The organism is Sinorhizobium sp. CCBAU 05631, assembly GCF_002288505.1.
GTDB classification, from domain to species: domain Bacteria; phylum Pseudomonadota; class Alphaproteobacteria; order Rhizobiales; family Rhizobiaceae; genus Sinorhizobium; species Sinorhizobium fredii_C.
Map to the genome: position 1 here is coordinate 1,905,901 of NZ_CP023063.1, position 19,578 is coordinate 1,925,478.

Annotated in this window: 24 protein-coding genes; 17 read left to right on the plus strand and 7 right to left on the minus strand. The window is 61.4% G+C overall.

The window, feature by feature from the left end; translation table 11 throughout:
- Nucleotides 1-72: 72 nt before the first annotated feature.
- The gene (locus SS05631_RS09415) at nt 73-891 is read left to right on the plus strand and encodes a formyl transferase (RefSeq protein ID WP_083854227.1); all 819 of its coding nucleotides are present in this window, start codon (nt 73-75) and stop codon (nt 889-891) included.
- Between the two features lie 14 nt (nt 892-905).
- Nucleotides 906-1,130, plus strand: coding sequence for a hypothetical protein (locus tag SS05631_RS09420; RefSeq protein ID WP_234819688.1), 225 nt, complete (start codon nt 906-908; stop codon nt 1,128-1,130).
- Here the strand turns inward: SS05631_RS09420 and SS05631_RS31850 are convergent.
- The gene (locus tag SS05631_RS31850; protein ID WP_037423596.1) at nt 1,124-1,273 is read right to left on the minus strand and encodes an entericidin; all 150 of its coding nucleotides are present in this window, start codon (nt 1,271-1,273) and stop codon (nt 1,124-1,126) included. The two genes, SS05631_RS09420 and SS05631_RS31850, sit on opposite strands and share 7 nt — an antisense overlap.
- Nucleotides 1,274-1,411: 138 nt before the next feature.
- On the opposite strand from SS05631_RS31850, the gene SS05631_RS31370 reads away from it, so the two are divergent.
- The 7 genes from SS05631_RS31370 (at nt 1,412) to SS05631_RS09465 (ending at nt 8,036) form a co-directional block, all read left to right on the plus strand.
- Nucleotides 1,412-1,588 (plus strand): hypothetical protein, encoded by a 177-nt coding sequence (locus SS05631_RS31370; RefSeq protein ID WP_086022790.1) that lies wholly within the window; start codon nt 1,412-1,414, stop codon nt 1,586-1,588.
- 438 nt (nt 1,589-2,026) lie between these two features.
- Nucleotides 2,027-2,329 carry a virulence factor gene (locus tag SS05631_RS09435; protein WP_037423594.1) on the plus strand — a complete coding sequence of 101 codons (303 nt, stop codon included), beginning with the start codon at nt 2,027-2,029 and terminating at the stop codon, nt 2,327-2,329.
- Entirely contained in the window at nt 2,322-2,903 is a 582-nt protein-coding gene (locus tag SS05631_RS09440; protein ID WP_037423591.1) for a methylenetetrahydrofolate reductase C-terminal domain-containing protein, read from the plus strand. The genes SS05631_RS09435 and SS05631_RS09440 overlap by 8 nt, the downstream gene beginning before the upstream one ends.
- Nucleotides 2,900-3,991 carry a methylenetetrahydrofolate reductase gene (locus SS05631_RS09445; protein ID WP_037423588.1) on the plus strand — a complete coding sequence of 364 codons (1,092 nt, stop codon included), beginning with the start codon at nt 2,900-2,902 and terminating at the stop codon, nt 3,989-3,991. Before SS05631_RS09440 ends, SS05631_RS09445 begins: the two co-directional genes overlap by 4 nt.
- 120 nt (nt 3,992-4,111) lie before the next feature.
- Nucleotides 4,112-5,074: a methyltetrahydrofolate cobalamin methyltransferase gene (locus SS05631_RS09450; RefSeq protein WP_037423585.1), complete on the plus strand. Its 963-nt coding sequence runs from the start codon at nt 4,112-4,114 to the stop codon at nt 5,072-5,074.
- 389 nt (nt 5,075-5,463) lie between these two features.
- Nucleotides 5,464-5,802 carry a hypothetical protein gene (locus SS05631_RS09460; RefSeq protein WP_037423582.1) on the plus strand — a complete coding sequence of 113 codons (339 nt, stop codon included), beginning with the start codon at nt 5,464-5,466 and terminating at the stop codon, nt 5,800-5,802.
- Nucleotides 5,803-5,963: 161 nt separating this feature from the next.
- Nucleotides 5,964-8,036, plus strand: a complete 2,073-nt coding sequence (locus SS05631_RS09465; RefSeq protein ID WP_050988336.1) for an ASKHA domain-containing protein — start codon at nt 5,964-5,966, stop codon at nt 8,034-8,036.
- Between the two features lie 12 nt (nt 8,037-8,048).
- On the opposite strand, the gene SS05631_RS09470 is transcribed toward SS05631_RS09465, so the two are convergent.
- The 3 genes from SS05631_RS09470 to SS05631_RS09480 form a co-directional block, all read right to left on the minus strand.
- Nucleotides 8,049-8,516 carry an SRPBCC family protein gene (locus SS05631_RS09470; protein ID WP_037423579.1) on the minus strand — a complete coding sequence of 156 codons (468 nt, stop codon included), beginning with the start codon at nt 8,514-8,516 and terminating at the stop codon, nt 8,049-8,051.
- A gap of 39 nt (nt 8,517-8,555) precedes the next feature.
- On the minus strand, nt 8,556-8,876 hold the full coding sequence (locus SS05631_RS09475; protein ID WP_037423576.1) for a metalloregulator ArsR/SmtB family transcription factor: 321 nt from the start codon (nt 8,874-8,876) through the stop codon (nt 8,556-8,558).
- Between the two features lie 72 nt (nt 8,877-8,948).
- Nucleotides 8,949-9,863, minus strand: a complete 915-nt coding sequence (locus tag SS05631_RS09480; protein WP_037423573.1) for a LysR substrate-binding domain-containing protein — start codon at nt 9,861-9,863, stop codon at nt 8,949-8,951.
- Between the two features lie 131 nt (nt 9,864-9,994).
- Here SS05631_RS09480 and SS05631_RS09485 point away from each other — a divergent pair, with 131 nt between their 5' ends.
- The 3 genes from SS05631_RS09485 to SS05631_RS09495 all read left to right on the plus strand — a co-directional run bounded on the left by SS05631_RS09485 (nt 9,995) and on the right by SS05631_RS09495 (nt 12,142).
- Nucleotides 9,995-10,339, plus strand: coding sequence for a hypothetical protein (locus SS05631_RS09485; RefSeq protein WP_037423652.1), 345 nt, complete (start codon nt 9,995-9,997; stop codon nt 10,337-10,339).
- Between the two features lie 114 nt (nt 10,340-10,453).
- On the plus strand, nt 10,454-10,651 hold the full coding sequence (locus tag SS05631_RS09490; protein WP_037423570.1) for a hypothetical protein: 198 nt from the start codon (nt 10,454-10,456) through the stop codon (nt 10,649-10,651).
- 486 nt (nt 10,652-11,137) lie between these two features.
- On the plus strand, nt 11,138-12,142 hold the full coding sequence (locus SS05631_RS09495; RefSeq protein WP_037423567.1) for a GlxA family transcriptional regulator: 1,005 nt from the start codon (nt 11,138-11,140) through the stop codon (nt 12,140-12,142).
- A 52-nt stretch (nt 12,143-12,194) separates the two neighbouring features.
- Here the strand turns inward: SS05631_RS09495 and SS05631_RS09500 are convergent, their stop codons facing one another.
- Nucleotides 12,195-13,526 carry a diguanylate cyclase gene (locus SS05631_RS09500; protein WP_037423564.1) on the minus strand — a complete coding sequence of 444 codons (1,332 nt, stop codon included), beginning with the start codon at nt 13,524-13,526 and terminating at the stop codon, nt 12,195-12,197.
- A 274-nt stretch (nt 13,527-13,800) separates the two neighbouring features.
- Complete coding sequence (locus SS05631_RS09505) at nt 13,801-14,634, minus strand: response regulator (RefSeq protein ID WP_037423560.1); 834 nt, start codon at nt 14,632-14,634, stop codon at nt 13,801-13,803.
- Between the two features lie 230 nt (nt 14,635-14,864).
- Between SS05631_RS09505 and SS05631_RS09510 the strand changes: the two genes are divergently transcribed.
- The 4 genes from SS05631_RS09510 to SS05631_RS09525 all read left to right on the plus strand — a co-directional run bounded on the left by SS05631_RS09510 (nt 14,865) and on the right by SS05631_RS09525 (nt 17,936).
- A complete protein-coding gene (locus SS05631_RS09510; protein ID WP_037423557.1) occupies nt 14,865-16,274 on the plus strand; it encodes an adenylate/guanylate cyclase domain-containing protein in 1,410 nt (469 codons plus the stop codon).
- A gap of 96 nt (nt 16,275-16,370) precedes the next feature.
- Entirely contained in the window at nt 16,371-16,613 is a 243-nt protein-coding gene (locus tag SS05631_RS09515; protein WP_037423554.1) for a hypothetical protein, read from the plus strand.
- A 106-nt stretch (nt 16,614-16,719) separates the two neighbouring features.
- Nucleotides 16,720-17,379, plus strand: a complete 660-nt coding sequence (locus SS05631_RS09520; RefSeq protein WP_037423551.1) for a dihydrofolate reductase family protein — start codon at nt 16,720-16,722, stop codon at nt 17,377-17,379.
- Between the two features lie 137 nt (nt 17,380-17,516).
- Nucleotides 17,517-17,936 (plus strand): CBS domain-containing protein, encoded by a 420-nt coding sequence (locus SS05631_RS09525; RefSeq protein WP_037386466.1) that lies wholly within the window; start codon nt 17,517-17,519, stop codon nt 17,934-17,936.
- Between the two features lie 79 nt (nt 17,937-18,015).
- On the opposite strand, the gene SS05631_RS09530 is transcribed toward SS05631_RS09525, so the two are convergent.
- Nucleotides 18,016-18,279 (minus strand): hypothetical protein, encoded by a 264-nt coding sequence (locus SS05631_RS09530; protein ID WP_037386477.1) that lies wholly within the window; start codon nt 18,277-18,279, stop codon nt 18,016-18,018.
- Between the two features lie 376 nt (nt 18,280-18,655).
- Here SS05631_RS09530 and SS05631_RS09535 point away from each other — a divergent pair, with 376 nt between their 5' ends.
- Nucleotides 18,656-19,288, plus strand: coding sequence for a TerC family protein (locus tag SS05631_RS09535; protein ID WP_037423547.1), 633 nt, complete (start codon nt 18,656-18,658; stop codon nt 19,286-19,288).
- The last annotated feature ends 290 nt before the right edge of the window (nt 19,289-19,578 follow it).

A 19,578-nucleotide genomic window follows, 5' to 3' on the forward strand; every position in this document is an offset into this window, starting at 1 on the left:
TCGGCATATCTGTATCTACCCGCCACTGTGTCTGGACGCCGCAGATGATACTCAGACAACCCTTGCCGACCTATGTACCGATCGCAAAGCGCCCTCACGGAAAGTGAAACGTCAACGGCCGCCTCGACCGGCCGGCGCATCGTCGTCGTTACCGCAGGGGGCGACAATCCGAACATCCTGATCAATGCGCTTGCCGCCCGCTTTTCCGACATCGTCGTCCTGCAGGAGCAGCCGGAATCCAAGGCGCTCTTCGTCAGACGGCGGGCTCGGAAGCTCGGATGGGCGACGGCTTTGGGCCAGCTCGCCACGATGATCGCCTCGCGTTTCGGCAAACGGCTCACGCGCCGGCGGGCGGCCGAAATCCTGCGCAGCTACGGCGTGTCTGCCGACAAGCCCCCCTCCGTCCCGGTGCACCAGATCGCTTCGATCAACGATGCCGAAGGCCGCGCACGGCTGACGGCGCTTCAGCCCGCCGTCGTCTTTCTCGTCAGTTGCCGGATGCTGAAGCCCGCAACGCTGGCAACAATCCCCTGCCCCGTCCTGAACTTCCATGCGGGCATCAATCCGCAGTATCGCGGACTGATGGGCGGCTACTGGGCGCTCGTCGGCAATGATTTGGAGAATTTCGGCGCGACCGTTCATCTCGTCGATGAGGGCGTCGATACCGGCGGCATTCTTTACCAGTCGCGGCAGATACCAAGCCGCGCCGATACGATCCATACCTATCCGCTGCTCCAGACAGCCGCCTCGACCGACATTGCGATCAGGGCGGTCGAGGACACGCTCGCCGGATACCTCCGACCCTTCGATATCGCCGCTCCGTCGCGGCAATGGTATCATCCGCCGGTCTGGGCTTGGCTTTGGAATGGCCTGCGACGCGGGATCTGGTAAACGAGAGGAATCCGATGCAACAGGACCGCTACGAACTCATCCTCGACCCAACCGACCATTGGACCGTGTGGGACAACCTGACCGGTGTCCCGGCGGTATTTGCGGACCAGCTACTAGCCGGGTTCACCGAGGCTGAAGCGGAAGCAGCTCTCAGGGTGCTCATCGCAGTCGGGCGCAAGCCCCGACCGCAGCCGAGGATGCGGCGTAGTCGCCGGATGGCGAAGGCGCTGTCCTACTGAGCAGCCCCCAGGACGCGCTTGGTAGCACTATCCACAGCGTGGCCGGTCTGGGTGCTATCCTGCCTGAATCCGCGCGCCGTGTTCGCGCAGGAAGAAAGCGCGAGAAGCGCGAGGCACAACATTGCGATCACTGTTCTTGACATCAGGACTCTCCGGGGTATCTGCACATTCGATGGAAATGACGCGCTTTTGTACGAAATCAAGCGCACGCATGCACTTGCCTCCAACAGTCGACGGGAAGAACATGGCTGCGCAGTTCCAATCCGTGATTGGAGAAGAAAATGCCGCACGGACCATCGATACTCATCGCCTTGATCGCACTTTTGGCGATCGCCGGGTGCGTCAGCAACCAGACGAGCCAGCAGAACGCCGCCCCTCCTCCACCAAGTTCAACCGGCGCCTCCGGCGGTGGCGGCATGGGCGGCGGCAGCCAGGGCAGCGGAAGCTCCGGCTATTGAGGCCGTAGCCGAGGAGCCCGGTTTGGCGCGATCGCACGGTTGCGGCCAAGGTGTTTTCCAGGGCCCTGCTTCCGCGTTCCGAATGCCAAGGGCCGCGTCAAGATACCCGCGGCGCATTCCGCTCTTCATGCGAACCGGGGGGAGCGTCGTTTTTTGACATATCCGACGTCGTGCCAAGGTAAGCCACGGCGCATAGACATGCGCATTGTCGGCATAACAGCACCGCTCGTCAGAACAGACGCGCAAAGAACGCTGCAACACTTTGACTCGGCGTAGAAGCCTGTCCGAAGACCGATTTCGGTCTTCGGCATCATGCGCTCTGCATGTTCCTTGGATCGCGATCGACGTAAGGATAAAACATGCAGTAATTCAAAGGGCTACAGCGACCTCTGCGCGTCTGACAAGAGGCGCGGGGCTGTGGAGGAGAACAGGAATCCCATGGCAGACCGCATCATCGTCTACTGGCGCGATATCCCCGCCCAGGTCATCATCAAACAGGGCCGCAAGAGTGCCAAGCGAGAGCTTTCGCTGCGCTTCACCGAGGCGATCGATATGTGCGCCATGCGGACCGGCGCTGCCGAGACCGACGACTACCTGGCCGAATGGCGCAAGGCCGATCCGGTCCCGGTTTCAGACGATCTCGAGGCGGAGGCCGACAAGGCAGCAGCCGAACTGGAGGCCGCCTACGACAGGGAGCGGCTCGTTGCACTCGTCAAGGCCGGAGGGCGGGACAATGCCTGACCCCAAGGTCGTCACCGGCAACGCCGAATCCGCCAAGAAGGCGGCCACGGGCGCCTATACGCCGACAAATGTCTCGCCGAGCCGCCGCTCGCGCCACAAATACACCGTCCGGCTCTGGGCGGTCCGCCATTCGCGCTTTCTCGAATGGTTCTACAACCGCTTTGCCGACATGTTCCTGATGCTCCATCCGCTCTGGAACGCCATCGGCTACAACCGCGTCGAGCGGCCGGTGACCTTCGTCGAACGCCACGTCAAGGGTTTCCTCTTCGACTGTCGCATGTGCGGCCAGTGCGCGCTGTCCTCGACCGGCATGTCCTGCCCGATGAACTGTCCGAAGCAGCTCCGCAACGGCCCCTGCGGCGGCGTCCGTGCCAACGGCAACTGCGAGGTCGAACCGGATATGCCCTGTGTCTGGGTGCAAGCGTGGAAGGGTTCGCAGAACATGGTGAAGGGCAACGCAATCATGAATGTCCAGAAACCGGTCAACCAATCGCTGCGAGAAACCTCGTCGTGGTTGCGGGTGACGGCCGAGGCCGCGGCTCTCGAAGAGGCGAAGAAGGAAGGCCAGAGATGAGCCCGGATATCAACCCCTTCGACCCCGGTGCGCCGCTCGACCCCCTGCCCGGCCATTCTTCGCGCGGTCGGCTGGAGCGGGTGCTGCGCCGCGGCGAATTTGCCGTCACGGCCGAGCTTAATCCGCCAGACAGCGCCAATCCCCAGGACGTCTACGAACGGGCAGCGATCTTCGACGGCTGGGTGGACGGCATCAACGCCGTCGACGCCTCGGGCGCCAACTGCCACATGTCGTCGGTCGGTATTTGTGCGCTGCTGACGCGCATGGGCTATGCGCCGATCATGCAGATCGCCTGCCGCGACAAGAACCGCATCGCCATCCAGGGCGACGTGCTCGGCGCCTCGGCCATGGGCGTGCAGAACATCATGTGCCTGACAGGCGACGGTGTGCAGGCCGGCGACCAGCCGGGTGCCAAGCCCGTCTTCGACCTCGACTGCATGTCGCTGCTCGAGACCGTCAGGATCATGCGCGACAATTCGAAATTCCTCTCCGGCCGCAAGCTGACGACGCCGCCGCAGGTTTTCCTCGGCGCCGCGATCAACCCCTTTGCGCCGCCTTACGACTTCCGGCCCTACCGGCTGGCAAAGAAGATCGAAGCGGGCGCCCAATTCGTCCAGAGCCAGTACTGCTTCGACGTGCCGATGTTCCGCGAGTACATGAAGAAGGTGCGCGACCTCGGCCTGCACGAGAAATGCTTCATCCTCGTCGGCGTCGGCCCGATGGCCTCGGCCAAGACCGCGCGCTGGATCCGCTCCAACGTGCCGGGCATCCATATTCCCGATTCGATCATCACGCGCCTTGAAGGCGCCCAGGACCAGAAGAAGGAAGGCAAGCAGCTCTGCATCGACATCATCAACGAGGTGAAGGAGATCGAGGGCGTTTCGGGCGTGCACGTGATGGCCTATCGCCAGGAGGAATATGTGGCGGAGATCGTCCACGAGTCCGGCGTCCTGAAGGGTCGCAAGCCATGGAAACACGAAGCGACGCCGACGGAAACGCTTGTGGCCGAGCGGCTCGAGCATCTTCGCGGGGGCATCGAGGAAAACCAGCAGCAGATGGCGGAGGCCGCCGCACACCATCCGCATTGAGACAGGGCCGCGGCCAGCGGCTTTAACAGAGGAAAACCGGCGCTTCGGCTCGTCCCGCGCCTGACAAACACGAATGGGGTCTATTACATAGCCCCAGGCTCCAGGATCAGAGGATCTTATATGACCCGCACCATCGTCGCTTCCGCCACCCGCGAGATCGTCATCGGCTTCGACCAGCCCTTCTGCGTCATCGGCGAGCGCATCAATCCGACCGGCCGCAAGAAGCTCGCCGCCGAAATGATCGAGGGCAACTTCGAGACGGTCATCAAGGACGCGCTGGAGCAGGTTGCCGCGGGTGCGACCATGCTCGACGTCAATGCGGGCGTGACAGCTGTCAACCCGAACGAGACCGAACCGCCGCTGCTCGTCAAGACGCTGGAAATCGTCCAGGGCCTCGTCGATGTACCGCTGTCGATCGACAGCTCGGTAACGGCGGCGATCGAAGCCGGCCTGCGCGTTGCCAAGGGCCGCCCGCTCGTCAACTCGGTCACCGGCGAAGAGGAAAAGCTGGAAGCGATCCTTCCGCTCGTTAAGAAGTACGACGTTCCGGTTGTCGCGATCTCAAATGACGAGACCGGCATTTCCATGGATCCCGACGTCCGCTTTGCTGTCGCCAAGAAGATCGTCGAGCGCGCCATGGATCACGGCATCAAGCCGCACGACATCGTCGTCGATCCGCTCGTCATGCCGATCGGCGCCCTGGGCGATGCTGGCCGGCAGGTCTTCGCGCTGCTCCGCCGCCTGCGTGAAGAGCTCAAGGTCAACACCACCTGCGGCCTTTCCAACATCTCCTTCGGCCTGCCGCATCGCCACGGCATCAATGCCGGCTTCATTCCGATGGTAATCGGTGCCGGCATGACGTCGGCAATCATGAACCCCTGCCGCCCGCAGGAAATGGAAGCGGTGCGCGCCGCGAACGTCTTGAACGGTACCGACGCGAACTGCACCAACTGGATCATGACCTATCGCGACCACAAGCCGGCCGAAGGCGGACATGTGGCGGCCGCCGCGGCACCGGCTGCCGGCGGTGGACGTCGTGGCGGACGTGCGGCGCGGGCTGGCGCCGCAGCGGTGCGAGAGTAATATCCTGCTTCGACGCTGCACTGCCTATTCAAGGGGAATTGCCTTGAGGAACCATCTTCGGTTCCTTGCGGTTTTCATCCCCTTGATCCTCTTCGCCAGATACATGCTGTTTGGGGATGCGGACGAGTTTCGAAGGTTCTACGGTGCACTCTGGAACTATGGTCTGCCGCTTGTGTTTCTAAACTTCGCGGTGCTTGCCGTTGTATTTGGCTTGGCTTTTACGAATAGAATCAATCTACGATCTTAAGAACGGGTCATAAACCTGTGCTTTTGAGGTGGTTCGATGTTGTTGGCCACGGCAGTCGCCTATGCATTCGCAGTCGTGAAGCTAACTGTGGCACCATAGCGAAATCCGGAACTCGCATCCGGCCGAAGAGTGGAGATAACCAATGACACCGCGCCGCCTCCGCCTGGACACTGCCACGCTTTGGTTCGATGCTCCATTCGTCATCGCGCTTCGGCTGCAGCAGATGCAGCTTGCGGCAATGACCGGAAAGACGCACGACGTAGCCGAGCTCCAACGCATGGTTTCCGAAAAGGTCGCAGCGGCGGCCGAGAGCGGGATGGCCGTGAACCTGGCCCTCTGGAAGGCCGCTCTCGACAGCACGATGCGGCTGATGACCGGCAGCGGTTCCCACCATGGGACGGCTATTGCCGCGGCCGCCCTCAAGCCCTATGGCAAGCGGGTGCGCAGCAATGCCCGGCGGCTATCGCGCAGGAAACCGTAACCGTCCCGTTCGCCAGCGCACGGCAACCCTCCTGAAATGTGCTGACAGATCTTTTCATGTCGGGATCTGACAACTATCAGGCGTCATTCCGGTGCAGTCTGAAGCGGTCTACCCGCGCTTCGCTCCCCGGTTGAAGCGGACCTGACGAGAGACCGACCAGCATGCGCATCGAAAGCACTTCCGAAATCGAGACCAATATGACCGAAGCCGCGCAGAAGGATCCTCTGGTGCTTTTCATGCCTTCGGGCAAGCGCGGCCGCTTCCCGGTCGGCACCCCAGTGCTCGATGCTGCGCGCAAGCTTGGCGTTTATGTCGAAAGCGTCTGCGGCGGCCGCGCCACCTGCGGACGCTGTCAGGTGTCCGTGCAGGAAGGCAATTTCGCCAAGCACAAGATCGTTTCCTCGAACGAACACCTCTCCCCGATCGGCCCCAAGGAGCAGCGCTACGCCACGGTGCGCGAACTGCCCGATGGTCGTCGCCTCTCCTGCTCGGCGCAGATCCTCGGCGATCTCGTCATCGACGTGCCGCAGGATACCGTCATCAATGCCCAGGTGGTGCGCAAGGCCGCAACCGACCGGTTGATCGAGCGCAATGCCGCCGTCCAGCTCTGCTATGTCGAAGTGGACGAGCCGGACATGCACAAGCCGCTCGGCGATCTCGACCGGATGAAGGCGGTTCTGGAGAAAGACTGGGGCTGGAAGGATCTGCTGATCGCGCCGCACCTGATCCCGCAGGTTCAGGGCATCCTGCGCAAGGGCAACTGGGCGGTGACCGCCGCGATCCATCGGGACATGGATTCCTCCCGCCCCTTCATCGTCGGCCTTTGGCCGGGATTGAAGAACGAGGCCTATGGAATAGCCTGCGACATCGGCTCGACGACGATCGCCATGCACCTGGTGTCGCTGCTCTCCGGCCGAATCGTTGCCTCTTCGGGCGCATCGAACCCGCAGATCCGCTTCGGCGAGGATCTGATGAGCCGCGTCTCCTATGTGATGATGAACCCGGATGGCCGCGAGGCGATGACCAAGGCCGTGCGGGAAGCGGTGAACGGGCTGATCGGCAAGGTCTGCAGCGAAGGCGGCGTCGATCGGCACGACATCCTCGACATGGTGGTCGTCGGCAACCCGATCATGCATCACCTTTTCCTCGGCATTGACCCGACGGAACTCGGCCAAGCGCCCTTCGCACTCGCGGTTTCTGGCGCGCTGCAATATTGGGCGCATGAGATCGACATCGAGGTCAATCGCGGCGCGAGGCTCTATATGCTCCCCTGCATCGCCGGACATGTCGGGGCGGATGCGGCCGGCGCGACGCTTTCGGAGGGTCCGCATCGCCAGGACAAGATGATGCTGCTCGTCGATGTCGGTACCAATGCCGAAATCGTCCTCGGCAACCGCGCCCGCGTCGTCGCCGCCTCCTCGCCGACGGGCCCGGCGTTCGAGGGAGCTGAAATTTCCTCCGGCCAACGCGCCGCACCCGGCGCGATCGAGCGCGTCCGCATCGACCCGGAGACACTCGAGCCACGCTTCCGCGTCATCGGTGTTGACAAGTGGTCGGACGAGGAGGGCTTCGGCGAGGCCGCCGCAGCGGTGGGCGTTACCGGGATCTGCGGCTCGGCGATCATCGAGGTGGTCGCTGAAATGTATCTCACCGGCATCATCTCGCAGGACGGCGTCGTCGACGGTGCGATGGCTGCTAAAAGCTCGCGTATCGTTCCGAACGGCCGCACCTTCTCCTACCTGCTGCATGACGGCGAACCGCGCATCACCGTGACGCAGAACGACATCCGAGCGATCCAACTCGCCAAGGCTGCGCTCTATGCCGGCATCAAGCTCTTGATGGAAAAGCAGGGCGTCGAGCATGTCGACACGATCCGCTTTGCCGGCGCCTTCGGCTCCTTCATCGATCCGAAATACGCCATGGTGCTCGGCCTGATCCCGGATTGCGACCTCGCCGAGGTGAAGGCAGTCGGAAATGCCGCCGGCACCGGCGCCCTTATGGCCCTCCTCAACCGCGGTCACCGCCGCGAGATCGAGGAAACCGTGAGAAAGATCGAGAAGATAGAAACGGCTCTTGAATCGAAATTTCAGGAGCACTTCGTCAACGCCATGGCGATGCCGAACAAGGTCGACGCCTTTCCGAAGCTCTCCGAGGTCGTGGCGCTACCGGAGCGCAAGGCGCTGGCCGATGACGGCGAAGGCGGTGGGCGCAGAAGGCGCAGGAGCCGGGAGTAGCTGCAGAGCCGCTTATGCCACCTTCGCGGCAAACGACGCCAGCAACCCACCCCATCCTTTTTCAGAGTCGAGCACACCGCGCAGATCCTCGGCCTTAACGCCATAATTGCCAAGATCGCGGTGCTCCAGCGTGACGATCGTCTCGCCTTCGCCCTTCGCCTCGAACGAGACTTCGACTTCCGTCTGGAATTTCGGCTCGAAGTCGAAATCGGCGTTGAGCTGCCAAGCGAGAAGAATGCGGTGCGGCGGATCGCAGGTGATGACGCGGCCCCATTCGCGCTCCTCGCCGGCATTCCCGACTTCGTACCATCTGCCGCCCGCTCTGGCCTCGACGATCACCGTCTTCTGTCCGGACTCCGTCAGGCTGTGCTCTTTGATCCACCAGCCACCCATGCCGTTCACGAAGAACTCGAAGGCCTTCTGCGGAGACGTGCGGACGGCAACCGATTTGCGGACCGGGACCGGTTCGATCCTGTGCATGAGGTTTCTCCCGGTTGTGTGCCTCTTTTAGATAGTCGTTCAGTCTTTATCCTGATCGGCCGCCGCTTCGACATTGGATTTGAAGGCGGCGAGTTGGTCAGTCCAGAAGCGGTCCAGCCACTGCCGCAAGGGTCCCAACCCAACGGGATCGATGGAGTAGATCCGCCGCGCCCCCGCGGGTTCCTCGCGAATGAGCCGGGCTTCCTTCAAGACCTTCAGGTGCTGCGAGATCGCCGGTTGCGATACGGGCATGGTGCGCGACAGTTCGGAAACGGACTGCCCACGCGCTGCAAGGCGCTCGAAAATCGCCCTTCGTGTCGGATCGGCCAGCGCAGCAAAGACTCTAGCTTCATAAGTCATGGCTTATTATAAGCTGCTACTTATGTCCGTCAAGCCAGGGCGAGGCCTCGTCGCAGGCCGCAAGAGCCTCGGCTAAACGGCCTCGGCCATCCTGCCCGTATGCAGTTGGAGTTCGGCGAAAGCCTCACGGACGTGTTCGGCAACCGCCAGTACCGGTGCCGGTGCATCCTCAACCACCTTCAGCCCGATATCGTAATGGCCGAGATCGGGCAGCCCGTCTCGCTCGCCGAGCTGCACCATCTCCCCTTGGACTAGATAGCGCGGCAGCGGCGCGATCGCGAGGCCGGCGCGCACCGCAGCACGTTGTCCCGTCGTATAGGCGCTCAGGAACGCCACGCGGAATTTGCGCCCGGCCCGCGACAGCTTCTCGACCGCATCGGCGCGCCATACGCAGCCGTCCTCCCACATCGACACCGGCAGGGGATCGCGCAGATGCGCGTTGCCGCACTTGGCCCCGGCCCAAACCAGCTTTTCCTGCATCAGGATTTCGCCGTCCTTGGACGCCTCGTCGGAAAGGCTGTTATAAATGGCAATGTCGAGCCGGTGCTCGTCCACCCGCTTGCGCATGGCGTTGCTCATCCCGATCGACACGTCGACCGTGACATTCGGGTAGGTCTCGGCAAAACGCTTCAGCACATCCGGAAGGATGCGCTCGCCCACATCTTCCGGCGCGCCGACGCGGACGACGCCGTTCATGTCGGGCAGCAGGAAGCGAGACACGGTCTCGTTGTTGAGCGACAGGAGCCGGCGGGCGAAGCCGAGCAGCAACTCGCCCTTCGGCGTCAATGAGACAGACCGCGCGTCGCGCAGGAAAAGCGTGCAGCCCAGCGTCTCTTCGAGCTTCTTGATCTGCATCGAGACCGCGGAGGGTGTGCGGTACACGGCTTCGGCCGCAGTCGTGAAATTGCCGGTTTCGGCAATGGCGACGAAGGTCTTCAACACATCCATTTCGAGAAGCGGAAGCGCGTGGCGCAGGATCATGTTCATGGCGGCCTCCTCATTCAGAAAAACTGAAAGATAGCTTAACTCCATTTCGTTTGATTGAATATTACATCGGAGCGATAGTCAAGCTCGCAAGGAAGCGGGGAAGCACCCGCAAAACACAAAGGAGCAAGGTCATGACCGCCCTATCTTTGGCGATCGACAACGCCGCCGCAACCGCACGACGGATCAGTGGCACTCCTTCATTCGGGAAGGACCCGATCGGCGGATCTGCGCCGCAACACAATCGCGTCGTCCGGCATGCAGGCGACGACGGCGATCTCGTCCTCGCAATGCTGTCGCGGGCCCAGGTCTTCATCGAGCGGATCGCGGAGAGAAGGCGCGCGACCAAGCTCGCCAGAAACCGAGTGGAAACCCGGCGCCAATTGGCGAAACTGCCGGCAAGGGTCAGAAATGACCTGTTACAAGCGGAACAGAAGGTGATCAGGAGCCCTGATACAAGCTGTTACGTGCAGCAGTAAGAGATCACCATGTTTGATGGAAAACATCAAACATATTCGTTTGATTGATCAATCAGGTTGCGCCATAACCAAGACATGGTCGCGACCTTTTGAGAAGCTCAGAAGGAACCAGCAATGTCTATGAACCAACATTCCTCATCGTCGAGCCAGAGCCTTGCGGCTTTGCCCGGTCTTTTCAGCCTGCGCGCCCGCGCCTGGGCCGCCTGGAAGCGGCACCGTAACGAGCGCATCTTGGAGAACCTCTCCTACGACACGCTGAAGGATATCGGCTTCCCTTCCGTCGACGACGCGGTGCACAAGACGGAACAATGAACAGCGACACGACCTGTCGAAAGCCCCGCGCCTGGCAGGGGCTGATGAAATGAAGAAGGGCATTCCCGACCGGAGTGCCCTTCTTGCGTTGCGCCACCTTCCGAGGCAATCCGATCATGCTGGATCGGAGGTGTCGTCCCGCACATGACCCTCGCTAAGGCAGCCCCGGCTCGGCTCTTGTCAGATACCGACATCGTCTCCCCCTCCCCGAGAAAGTCGTAATTTACAAAATGTGCAACCAACGTCATGAGCGGTACACATCGGACGCTTGGCGGCGTTTCTTGTCGAAATGCGTCACTTCAGCCAAGACGTCTGTCGCTTTCGTGCAATCAGCAACTCCTCCCGCCTGAGAAGAGCCCGCGGCTCGATGTCGCAATGCGAAATTTCTTCCCGGTCGCGGCTTTCCATGCCAATGTCGTAAACAGACAAGCCGGATGACATATTACAAGCGACGAATAGACACCCTCGTCCAGCATGGGAAGCCTCATGAACAAGCCTCTGACCAAAAAGCGCTCGCTCGTCTTCTTTCTGGTGCCGAACTTTTCAATGCTGCCCTTCTCCGCGGCGATAGAAACGCTTCGCATCGCCAACCGCATGCTCGGCTACGAGGCTTACACCTGGCGCCTAGCCTCAACCGACGGTCAGAAGGTCTTTTCCTCAGCCGGCATTGCCCTCGAGGTCAACACCTCGCTTGCGGACGAGCGCAAGTTCCTGGCAGGCGAAAGCCGCCCCTCCATGGTGCTTGTCTGTTCGGGCGTCTATGTCGAGGAGTTCCAGAACAAATCGGTCAATGCCTGGCTGCGCGAGGTCTACAATCGCGGCATCGCCGTTGGAAGCCTCTGTACGGGCGCCCATGTGCTGGCCTCCGCGGGCCTGCTCACGGGCAAGCGCTGCGCCATCCACTGGGAAAACTTGCCCGGCTTTTCCGAGAGCTTCCCGCAGGCGGAGGTATATGCCGACCTGTACGAGATCGACAGCAACATCTACACCTGCGCGGGCGGCACCGCTTCGCTTGACATGATGCTGAACCTGATCGACCAGGATTTTGGCGAAAGCCTCGTCAACCGGGTCTGCGAGCAGGCCTTGACCGATCGCGTGCGCGGTCCGCATGACCGCCAGCGGCTTCCACTGCGCGCCCGCCTGGGGGTCCAGAACGCCAAGGTCCTCTCGATCATCGAACTGATGGAAGCGAACCTCTCAGAGCCGCTCTCGCTCCTCGAAATCGCCGAAAGCGCCGACCTGTCGCGCCGCCAGATCGAGCGGCTGTTCCGACAGGAGATGGGCCGCTCGCCGGCGCGCTATTACCTGGAGATTCGCCTTGACCGCGCCCGGCATCTGCTGATCCAGTCGTCGATGCCGGTGGTCGAGGTGGCCGTCGCCTGCGGTTTCGTGTCCGCCTCGCACTTCTCCAAGTGTTATCGCGAACTTTACAACCGCTCGCCGCAACAGGAGCGCGCCGAGCGCAAGCTGACGCTGCAGATGGCGCGCTGAGGCCGGCTGAAGCAAGGCATCGCAGGCGGACCGCGAGCCGGCCCGTCAACCCTCACGACGCCAGCGCATCGAGCAGCGTCAGCTCGGAAATGACGCGGTTTCGCCCGGCGTGTTTCGCCATATAGAGAAACTGGTCGGCGGCGTGCAGGTAGTTCTCGAAGGCTTCCGGCGCCTCGATCGTCGCAAGACCGATCGAGACGGTGATCGCCAGCTCCTCATCGTCGGCGACGATCTTCGTCTTCGCCAGTTCCGCCCGCAGTTTTTCACAAAAGGCGAATGCGTCGCGCACGCCGAGGCCATCGAACAGGATGCCGAACTCCTCGCCGCCGAGCCGCGCCAGGAGATGCTCCTCTCCAACGAGAGTCTTTAATTGCCGGGCGACATGCTTCAATACGAGATCGCCGATCTCGTGGCCGTAGGTGTCGTTCAAGCGCTTGAAATGGTCGATGTCGAGGACGGCGATCGAGGTCCCTTCGCCGCGTCGTAAATATTGATCAACCAGGCGCGGGCCGGTCATGAAGAAATGGCGGCGGTTGAAGATTCCCGTCAGGTAGTCGCTGGCCGCTGCGAGTTTCAGGGCCTGAATGCGCTTCTGAAGCATGGCGGCGTGCCGAACGCGGCCGCTGAACTCAGCCTCGAGGAAAGGCTTGCGGATGAAATCCGCGCCGCCGGCCTCGATGAAGCGCGCGGCGAGTCGTGCATCGCCCTGTTCCGAGAGACCGATGATCGGTACGGCATCCTCGCCCTGGCGCTTGCGCACTTCTTCGAGCAGGGCGAGACCGGCAAGGTCGGCAAGACCTGTATCGGTGACGACCACGTCGACTGCCCCGCCCTGGTCCAGGACCTGCAATGCTTCCCACGCTTCCGACGTCTCGATCACCGCAAATAGCCCCCGCCGCAGGACGCCTGCCATCTGCTCCCGTGAGGCCGCACAGGAATCCACCAGCAGCACATTGGTTCGCCCCTTGGTGAGGACCCGGTCGACCGCCGCGATCAGCCGCTCGATCGACTCTGGCTCGTTCTTGACGATGCAATCGGCAACGCCCCGGTTGAGGATCTGATCGCGGGTGCTGTCGTTGAAGGCGGCGGTGAAGACGATTGCCGGGACATTGTTCGCCAGAATGAAGTCCAAGGCCTCGCAATTCGGGGCGTCGGGCAGGTTGAGATCGAGGACCGCGAGCGAAAACACCCACTCCTCCGCCGCAGCAACCTCGGCCTTCACCGCGGCGAGCGAGGCGCAATGGGCGACATTTATTCCGTGCGTAAGCTCCAGCCCGTGTTTGAGAGCGGCCGCGAACATCCGTGAATCCTCGACGAGCAGCAGACGCTTGTCGCGGTGCTTCTGAATATGGTTCGCCCGTCCCGACGCGCGGCGCAATCTCACGACCCCTGCAACCCCATCCCCTGCGGCAGCTCGTCCCCGGTCGCAGCGACGCCAAGGCTTTTGCCTCTGCGCGATCCGATCCGTGCGGCGGAGCCCCGTGACCCAATATGCAATTGCGCCGATTCGCACCGTCACCGAAGCCCCTCGGTGAGATGCGCCTATGTGGGAATCCCCAGTTCATCTGCTGCGATTGAACGGGCTGCCGGTTGCAATTTCGTTAACGCAGCAACCACCAGCATGGAATTTCAACTGCTTGCTTGAAAATTCGCGAGCGTCAGGCGGGAATTTTCACCCTTTCGCTCAAAGTCTTGATTTTCGTCAAAGTGTCGAGGTTCTGGTTGACGCGGCAATAGAACTCCTCGTTGACGAAGGGACGCACGACGAAATCATTGCCGCCAGCCTTGAGGAAGCGCGCGGAAAGCAAGCGGTTGGTCGACGATGAGACGCCGATGATGCGCAACTGATGCGGTCCGTGGGCCGAGCGGATCCGGCGCGTCAGCTCGAAGCCGTCGATATCCGGCATGTTGTAATCGGTGATGACCAGCGCAATATCCGGATTGTTCTTCAGGATCTCAAGCGCCGCCGCACCGCTTTCGGCCGAGCTGGTGCGAAAATTGTAGCGCTTCAGCTGCGTTGTCAGCAGCGCCCGCGCGGTCGGGCTGTCGTCGACGATCAGCACGTGATGCTTCTGGTTGGTGAGGAACCGGCAGACCGATTCCGCCAGCATGTCGACAGCAACGACGCTGTCCTTGATCACATAGTCGACGATGTCCTTGGCGAGAATCGCCTCACGCGTCTTCTCCTGAAAGGAACCGGTGAAGACGACCGTTGGGACGCTCATGTCGATCAGATAGTTGAGCGCCTCGCCGTTCTCCGCACCCGGCAGGTTGATGTTCGAAATGGCAAGCGAGGCCGGAAAGGACGCATTCTCCACGGCAAACTGCAAATCCTCGTAGTCGCGGCAGACGATCACGTCGATATCGAACAACTCCTTCAGTCGTTTCGAAACCATCGATGAGAACAGGTTGGAGTCCTCGGCAAGCACAATGCGGTGCTCGCCAAGGGATTCGCCGGAATAATACATTCCGGAAACGCCGAAGAATGACATTGATCGCCTATGTGAAAGAGTGTCCCCGAAAGCATCGTAGGGGAAGAGACTTTATCGGGTGTTAATGGGAGGAATCGCGGGGTGAAGCGCCGCAGTAAAGCTTGCGAATGGATTACCCTCATCCTGGCCGGCGAAAGCAGGAGCGCCCCTCTTTCTCTAAGCGGCCGCTCGCCTTCGTTAGACAAGACAAATCGCCTGACCACGCGTCAGTTTCCGTATAGAATGCCGGCATGGGTGAAGCTCAGACGCTATTCGAAGTGCTGCGCCAGTCTGTGAAGCCGAAGGTCGCTAATGCCTTCGAGCGGCTGGTTCGCGATGCGCCCGACCGCAAGCTCTGCCGCATCAATGCGCTCGGCTTTGCTAGCGCCGAGAGGCTCGACGAGGAAGAAACGATCGCGGGCTTCCTGCACGCCTCCCGGCTCGGCATTTTCGAGCTTTCCTGGAATGTCCTCTGCCCCGGCTGCGGCGGCGTGCTCGATGCCAATACGTCGTTGAAGACGGTGCAGAGCACCGAATATACCTGTGCGCTCTGTGCTGCAGGCTACGAGCCGACCCTCGACGAGATGGTCGAGGTGACCTTCACGGTGAGCCCGCGGGTGCGCCACATCGAGGCACACAATCCGCACGAGTTGCCGCCGATCGAATATTTCCGCCAGATGTATTGGGGCTCCGGCATCGATCTGCCCGAGGACGATTACGAGGAGAAATTCGACGAGTTCATTATCGAGACGCTGGAACTGCCGCCGGGCGAAAAGGCGGTCATCTCGCTGCAGCTGCCGGCGGAATTCGTCATCGTCTTCGAACCGGTGACGCATGCGGCGCAGTTCCTGGATGTCAGCGGCGAGCCGACCAGGGAACGACGCAATCTTTCCCTCGTCTTCGACCGCGCGCACCGGCATGCCGAAACGCTGAAGATGCAGCCCGGCCCGCTTCGCATTCAGGTGGAAAACCATGCGGAGGTCCGCACCCTCCCCTCGGTCTGCATGGCCAACGAGACGCTGCACGGCATGCTCGGCCGCCGGCGGCCGTTCCTCACCGCCAAGCGGCTGCTCTCCAACCAGACCTTCCGCGACATTTACCGCACGGACATGCTCGACGTCGACCAACGGCTGAAGATCACTAGCCTGACCTTCCTTTTTACCGACCTGCGCGGTTCGACCGAGCTCTACGAGCGCGTCGGCGACCTGGCCGCATTCGATCTGGTGCGGGCGCATTTCCGGGTCCTGAACGAGATCGTTGCGGCCGAGGCCGGCGCCGTCGTCAAGACGATCGGCGACGCCGTGATGGCGACCTTTCCGACACCGGACCGGGCGGTCGCCGCGGCCATGCGGATGCGCGACGCCATGCGCAAGCTCAATGACGAACGCGGCAGCGAGGATCTGCTCCTGAAAATCGGTATCCACGAAGGACCGTGCATCGCCGTCAATTTGAACGAGCGGCAGGACTATTTCGGCCAGACCGTCAACATCGCCTCGCGCGTCCAGCATCTGGCCACGTCGCGCGAGATCTTCGCGACCGGCTCTGTGCTCGAAGACCCGCGAGCCTCCAACCTGCTTTCGGATCGGGGTCTGAGCCCGATGTCACACAATGTCACGCTGCGCGGCATTGCCAACGAGATCAGCATCTTCGCCATTCCGTGAGGCCGCGACTGAGAAAGGTGCCGCACTCCTGGAGTCCATCGTTCAGTGGATGTTCAGGCTCGGAGGCCCACTCTGGCGGGAGTGAAGGAGGAAGCCATGCGTATCCTGCCGTTTCTATTTGTCGCCGCAGCGATGACAACCGGAAAGGCCGAGGCCGGCAGTCAATCGTCGAACACGAGCTCGAACAGTTCATCCAACAACGGAGTCGTCAACGAGCGGATCGTCGACACCTACTGCGAGGACGGCTATTGCGAACGCCGCGTCTGGCGCCGGACTTATCGCGAAGGGCGCTATGGGGGCGAAGGCGAATGGCGCCGCTATTTTTATCATGAGGACTGACCTGATCGATTTTGGAAGTTAGGCCGAAATTGTCGCTGGCGGCTGTCGGAATCAGCCCCCGCCATCCGTCTTAGTCGATATCAGGAGGCGACTAAGGAGAGCGATAATGAGAAAGATCATCGTTGGCGCATTCGTAAGTCTGGACGGAATCATGCAGGCGCCGGGGGGACCGCACGAAGATCCCGTCGGCGGCTTCAAATATGGCGGCTGGGCCTTCCCCTATTTCGACGAGGCCATGGGACAAGCGGTGGACGAGATGTTCGCCAAGCCGTTTGACCTCCTGCTTGGCCGGAAGACCTATGAGATCTTCGCGGCGCATTGGCCCTATGCCGGCGCGGACGACCCGATCGGCTCATTGTTCGACCGCATCACCAAATACGTCGCGACGCGCAATCCGGACCTGAAGCTCGACTGGAAGAACAGTCAGACATTGGGCAACGACGTGCTTGCTACACTGCAAGAACTGAAAACTGAGCAAGGACCGGACCTGCTGACGCAGGGCTCGACCGATTTCCTCCAGACCCTTTTCCGCCATGACCTGGTGGACGAGATGTATATCTCGTACTTTCCCGTCATTCTCGGAAAGGGGAAGAGGCTGTTCGGCGAAGGCGCAGCACCGATGGCGTTGAAACTGGTAAGTTCGAAGCTTTCCGGAACCGGCGTCACGGTCAACAAATATATCCGCGGAGGACCGGTCGTCACCGGTTCATTCGAATTCGATCAGCCATCCGAAGCGGAACTCGAACGGCGACGAAAATTGACGTGAGCGATTTCGCGACTGTGGACCGCATCTTTTCCACGAACGTGTAAAGTTCGTGCCGAATTCGCATCGAAACACCGGATTCCAACGATTGGCCATGTTTCAGGCGTGTAATGCGGCTGAGTATAGCAAGGGAGGATATGATGAGAACCGAAGAAGCGATGCATTCCGGTGTTCGTTGGATCGGCCCGGAAGCGGATCTGCGAACCATCGCGCGGATCATGAAGGAGGAAGACATCGGCGCGCTGCCGGTCGGCGAGAACGATCGCTTGATCGGAATGGTAACCGATCGCGATCTCACTCTGCGTGCATTGGCGAACGGCCGCGACGTCTCCTCGCTGACGGCTCGCGACGTTATGACCAGGGAGATCGTCTATTGCCGCACCAATGAATCCGTCGAAGACGCCATTCACCTGATGGAGTCGAAGAAGATCCGGCGGCTGCCGGTGATCAACGATGACAAGCGCATGGTCGGCATGCTGTCGCTGGGCGACATTTCCCACTGCACCAGCCAGCAATTGGCAGGCGAATTGGTCAAGGCAGTCAGCGCTCACCACGCCTGAGCCATTGGACACAATTGTCCAGCATTAAGGAGCGGCGGGGCACCACGGTCCCGCCGCCTTCACGCGACCGGCTGTTCAGCTACTTCACCACAACGGAGCCGTTGACGATTTCGATGGTCTCGTCGCCTTGAAGGCCAATATGGTCGCCACTCGGCGCGGTCACGAAGCAGCCGCTCGGGCAAATCATTTCCGTAGCGCCGGAATCGACGACCACCTCTATCCGGCTTTCTCCCTCGACGATCACCAATATGGCGGATTCGCCATCCTTGTTGGTCACCATTGCAGCATTCGCGACGCCAGCGGCAAACATGCCGCAAAGCAAGGCAGCAACAACTGTCTTCATCGCCATCGGCGCGCTACCCGCGCGCCGCCCCCTTCGGCCGGTCACCCTTTCGCCCCGTGGCAAAAACTACCGGCCCCCCTTCAGCCCACGCCAACCCAGACAATGGCCGGTTGAATTGCATGCTTTTTATGAGAGAACTGCTGAATAGGCGCTGAATGGCGCGTTGAGCTGCCGTTCAGAAGGACGAAGGCCGGCAGCTTGTATCGTGTTCTTCGACACGGGGACCGGAGCCGGACGCGGCGGCAATTTGCCGATCTCCGCAATATCTTTGGACGAGATCTCCCCTGCCCCTTGATCCCGCGATTGTTGACGGTCTATGCGTTTGCGACGCCGGCCCGGCGTTTTCGGGGATCAGGGTATACAAGGATTACCGCTTATGGAGATTTTCACGTCCGCCGGACTATTGGCGCTTATGCAAGTTATCGTCATCGACCTCGTGCTTGCCGGGGACAACGCCGTCGTGATCGGCCTCGCGGCAGCGGGCCTGCCGATAGAGCAACGCAAGAAGGCCATTCTCGTCGGCATTATCGCGGCGACCGTGCTTCGCATCGTGCTTGCGGCCTTCACGGTCCAGCTTCTGGCCATCATCGGCCTTCTCCTCGCCGGCGGCATTCTCCTGCTTTGGGTCTGCTGGAAGATGTGGCGGGAGATTCGTTCAGGCGGCCATGAAGAGCTTGGATTGGACGACGCCAACGCACCGAGGAAGACATTCAGACAGGCCGCGACCCAGATCGTCGTGGCAGACGTGTCGATGTCGCTCGACAACGTGCTTGCCGTCGCGGGCGCCGCACGCGAGCATCCGACCGTCCTCGTCTTCGGGCTCATGCTCTCCATCGCGTTGATGGGCGTTGCGGCAACCTTCATCGCCAAGCTGCTCGCCCGCTACCATTGGATCGCCTATGTCGGTCTGGCGATCATTCTCTACGTCGCTCTCGATATGATCTATCGCGGCGCCTTGGAGGTATGGCCACACGTCGCGCCGGTCGCCCAGGCCATGGCCGGGGCCTGACAGCATGTGCCGGAACCGGCGCGTGGACGCGCCGGTTCCGGCACTGCAGCGATAACCTTGCGGCGCCGAAGAGCATCTGCAAGGGGCCTACACGGCGCCGTGCATCCTCAGACGCCACAGTGCACGACAGCAGCATGAATACGCCTTGTCGTCTGCCGTACCCACTGCTCTTCTCCCTCATTCCTGTGCTTGTCACAGGAATCCAGCAGCCCAAGTCCTTGGGCTGAAAAATCTTCTGCGCTGCCGACGCGCCGTCGCTGTGACAAGCACATGAGGGCGTGCCACCGTCG

Coding starts and splice junctions, on each gene's coding strand:
- SS05631_RS09415 (WP_083854227.1), top strand. CDS start 73: ATGTACCGATCGCAAAGCGCCCTCACGGAAAGTGAAACGTCAACGGCC.
- SS05631_RS09420 (WP_234819688.1), top strand. CDS start 906: ATGCAACAGGACCGCTACGAACTCATCCTCGACCCAACCGACCATTGG.
- SS05631_RS31850 (WP_037423596.1), bottom strand. CDS start 1,273: ATGTCAAGAACAGTGATCGCAATGTTGTGCCTCGCGCTTCTCGCGCTT.
- SS05631_RS31370 (WP_086022790.1), top strand. CDS start 1,412: ATGCCGCACGGACCATCGATACTCATCGCCTTGATCGCACTTTTGGCG.
- SS05631_RS09435 (WP_037423594.1), top strand. CDS start 2,027: ATGGCAGACCGCATCATCGTCTACTGGCGCGATATCCCCGCCCAGGTC.
- SS05631_RS09440 (WP_037423591.1), top strand. CDS start 2,322: ATGCCTGACCCCAAGGTCGTCACCGGCAACGCCGAATCCGCCAAGAAG.
- SS05631_RS09445 (WP_037423588.1), top strand. CDS start 2,900: ATGAGCCCGGATATCAACCCCTTCGACCCCGGTGCGCCGCTCGACCCC.
- SS05631_RS09450 (WP_037423585.1), top strand. CDS start 4,112: ATGACCCGCACCATCGTCGCTTCCGCCACCCGCGAGATCGTCATCGGC.
- SS05631_RS09460 (WP_037423582.1), top strand. CDS start 5,464: ATGACACCGCGCCGCCTCCGCCTGGACACTGCCACGCTTTGGTTCGAT.
- SS05631_RS09465 (WP_050988336.1), top strand. CDS start 5,964: ATGCGCATCGAAAGCACTTCCGAAATCGAGACCAATATGACCGAAGCC.
- SS05631_RS09470 (WP_037423579.1), bottom strand. CDS start 8,516: ATGCACAGGATCGAACCGGTCCCGGTCCGCAAATCGGTTGCCGTCCGC.
- SS05631_RS09475 (WP_037423576.1), bottom strand. CDS start 8,876: ATGACTTATGAAGCTAGAGTCTTTGCTGCGCTGGCCGATCCGACACGA.
- SS05631_RS09480 (WP_037423573.1), bottom strand. CDS start 9,863: ATGAACATGATCCTGCGCCACGCGCTTCCGCTTCTCGAAATGGATGTG.
- SS05631_RS09485 (WP_037423652.1), top strand. CDS start 9,995: ATGACCGCCCTATCTTTGGCGATCGACAACGCCGCCGCAACCGCACGA.
- SS05631_RS09490 (WP_037423570.1), top strand. CDS start 10,454: ATGTCTATGAACCAACATTCCTCATCGTCGAGCCAGAGCCTTGCGGCT.
- SS05631_RS09495 (WP_037423567.1), top strand. CDS start 11,138: ATGAACAAGCCTCTGACCAAAAAGCGCTCGCTCGTCTTCTTTCTGGTG.
- SS05631_RS09505 (WP_037423560.1), bottom strand. CDS start 14,634: ATGTCATTCTTCGGCGTTTCCGGAATGTATTATTCCGGCGAATCCCTT.
- SS05631_RS09510 (WP_037423557.1), top strand. CDS start 14,865: ATGGGTGAAGCTCAGACGCTATTCGAAGTGCTGCGCCAGTCTGTGAAG.
- SS05631_RS09515 (WP_037423554.1), top strand. CDS start 16,371: ATGCGTATCCTGCCGTTTCTATTTGTCGCCGCAGCGATGACAACCGGA.
- SS05631_RS09520 (WP_037423551.1), top strand. CDS start 16,720: ATGAGAAAGATCATCGTTGGCGCATTCGTAAGTCTGGACGGAATCATG.
- SS05631_RS09525 (WP_037386466.1), top strand. CDS start 17,517: ATGAGAACCGAAGAAGCGATGCATTCCGGTGTTCGTTGGATCGGCCCG.
- SS05631_RS09530 (WP_037386477.1), bottom strand. CDS start 18,279: ATGAAGACAGTTGTTGCTGCCTTGCTTTGCGGCATGTTTGCCGCTGGC.
- SS05631_RS09535 (WP_037423547.1), top strand. CDS start 18,656: ATGGAGATTTTCACGTCCGCCGGACTATTGGCGCTTATGCAAGTTATC.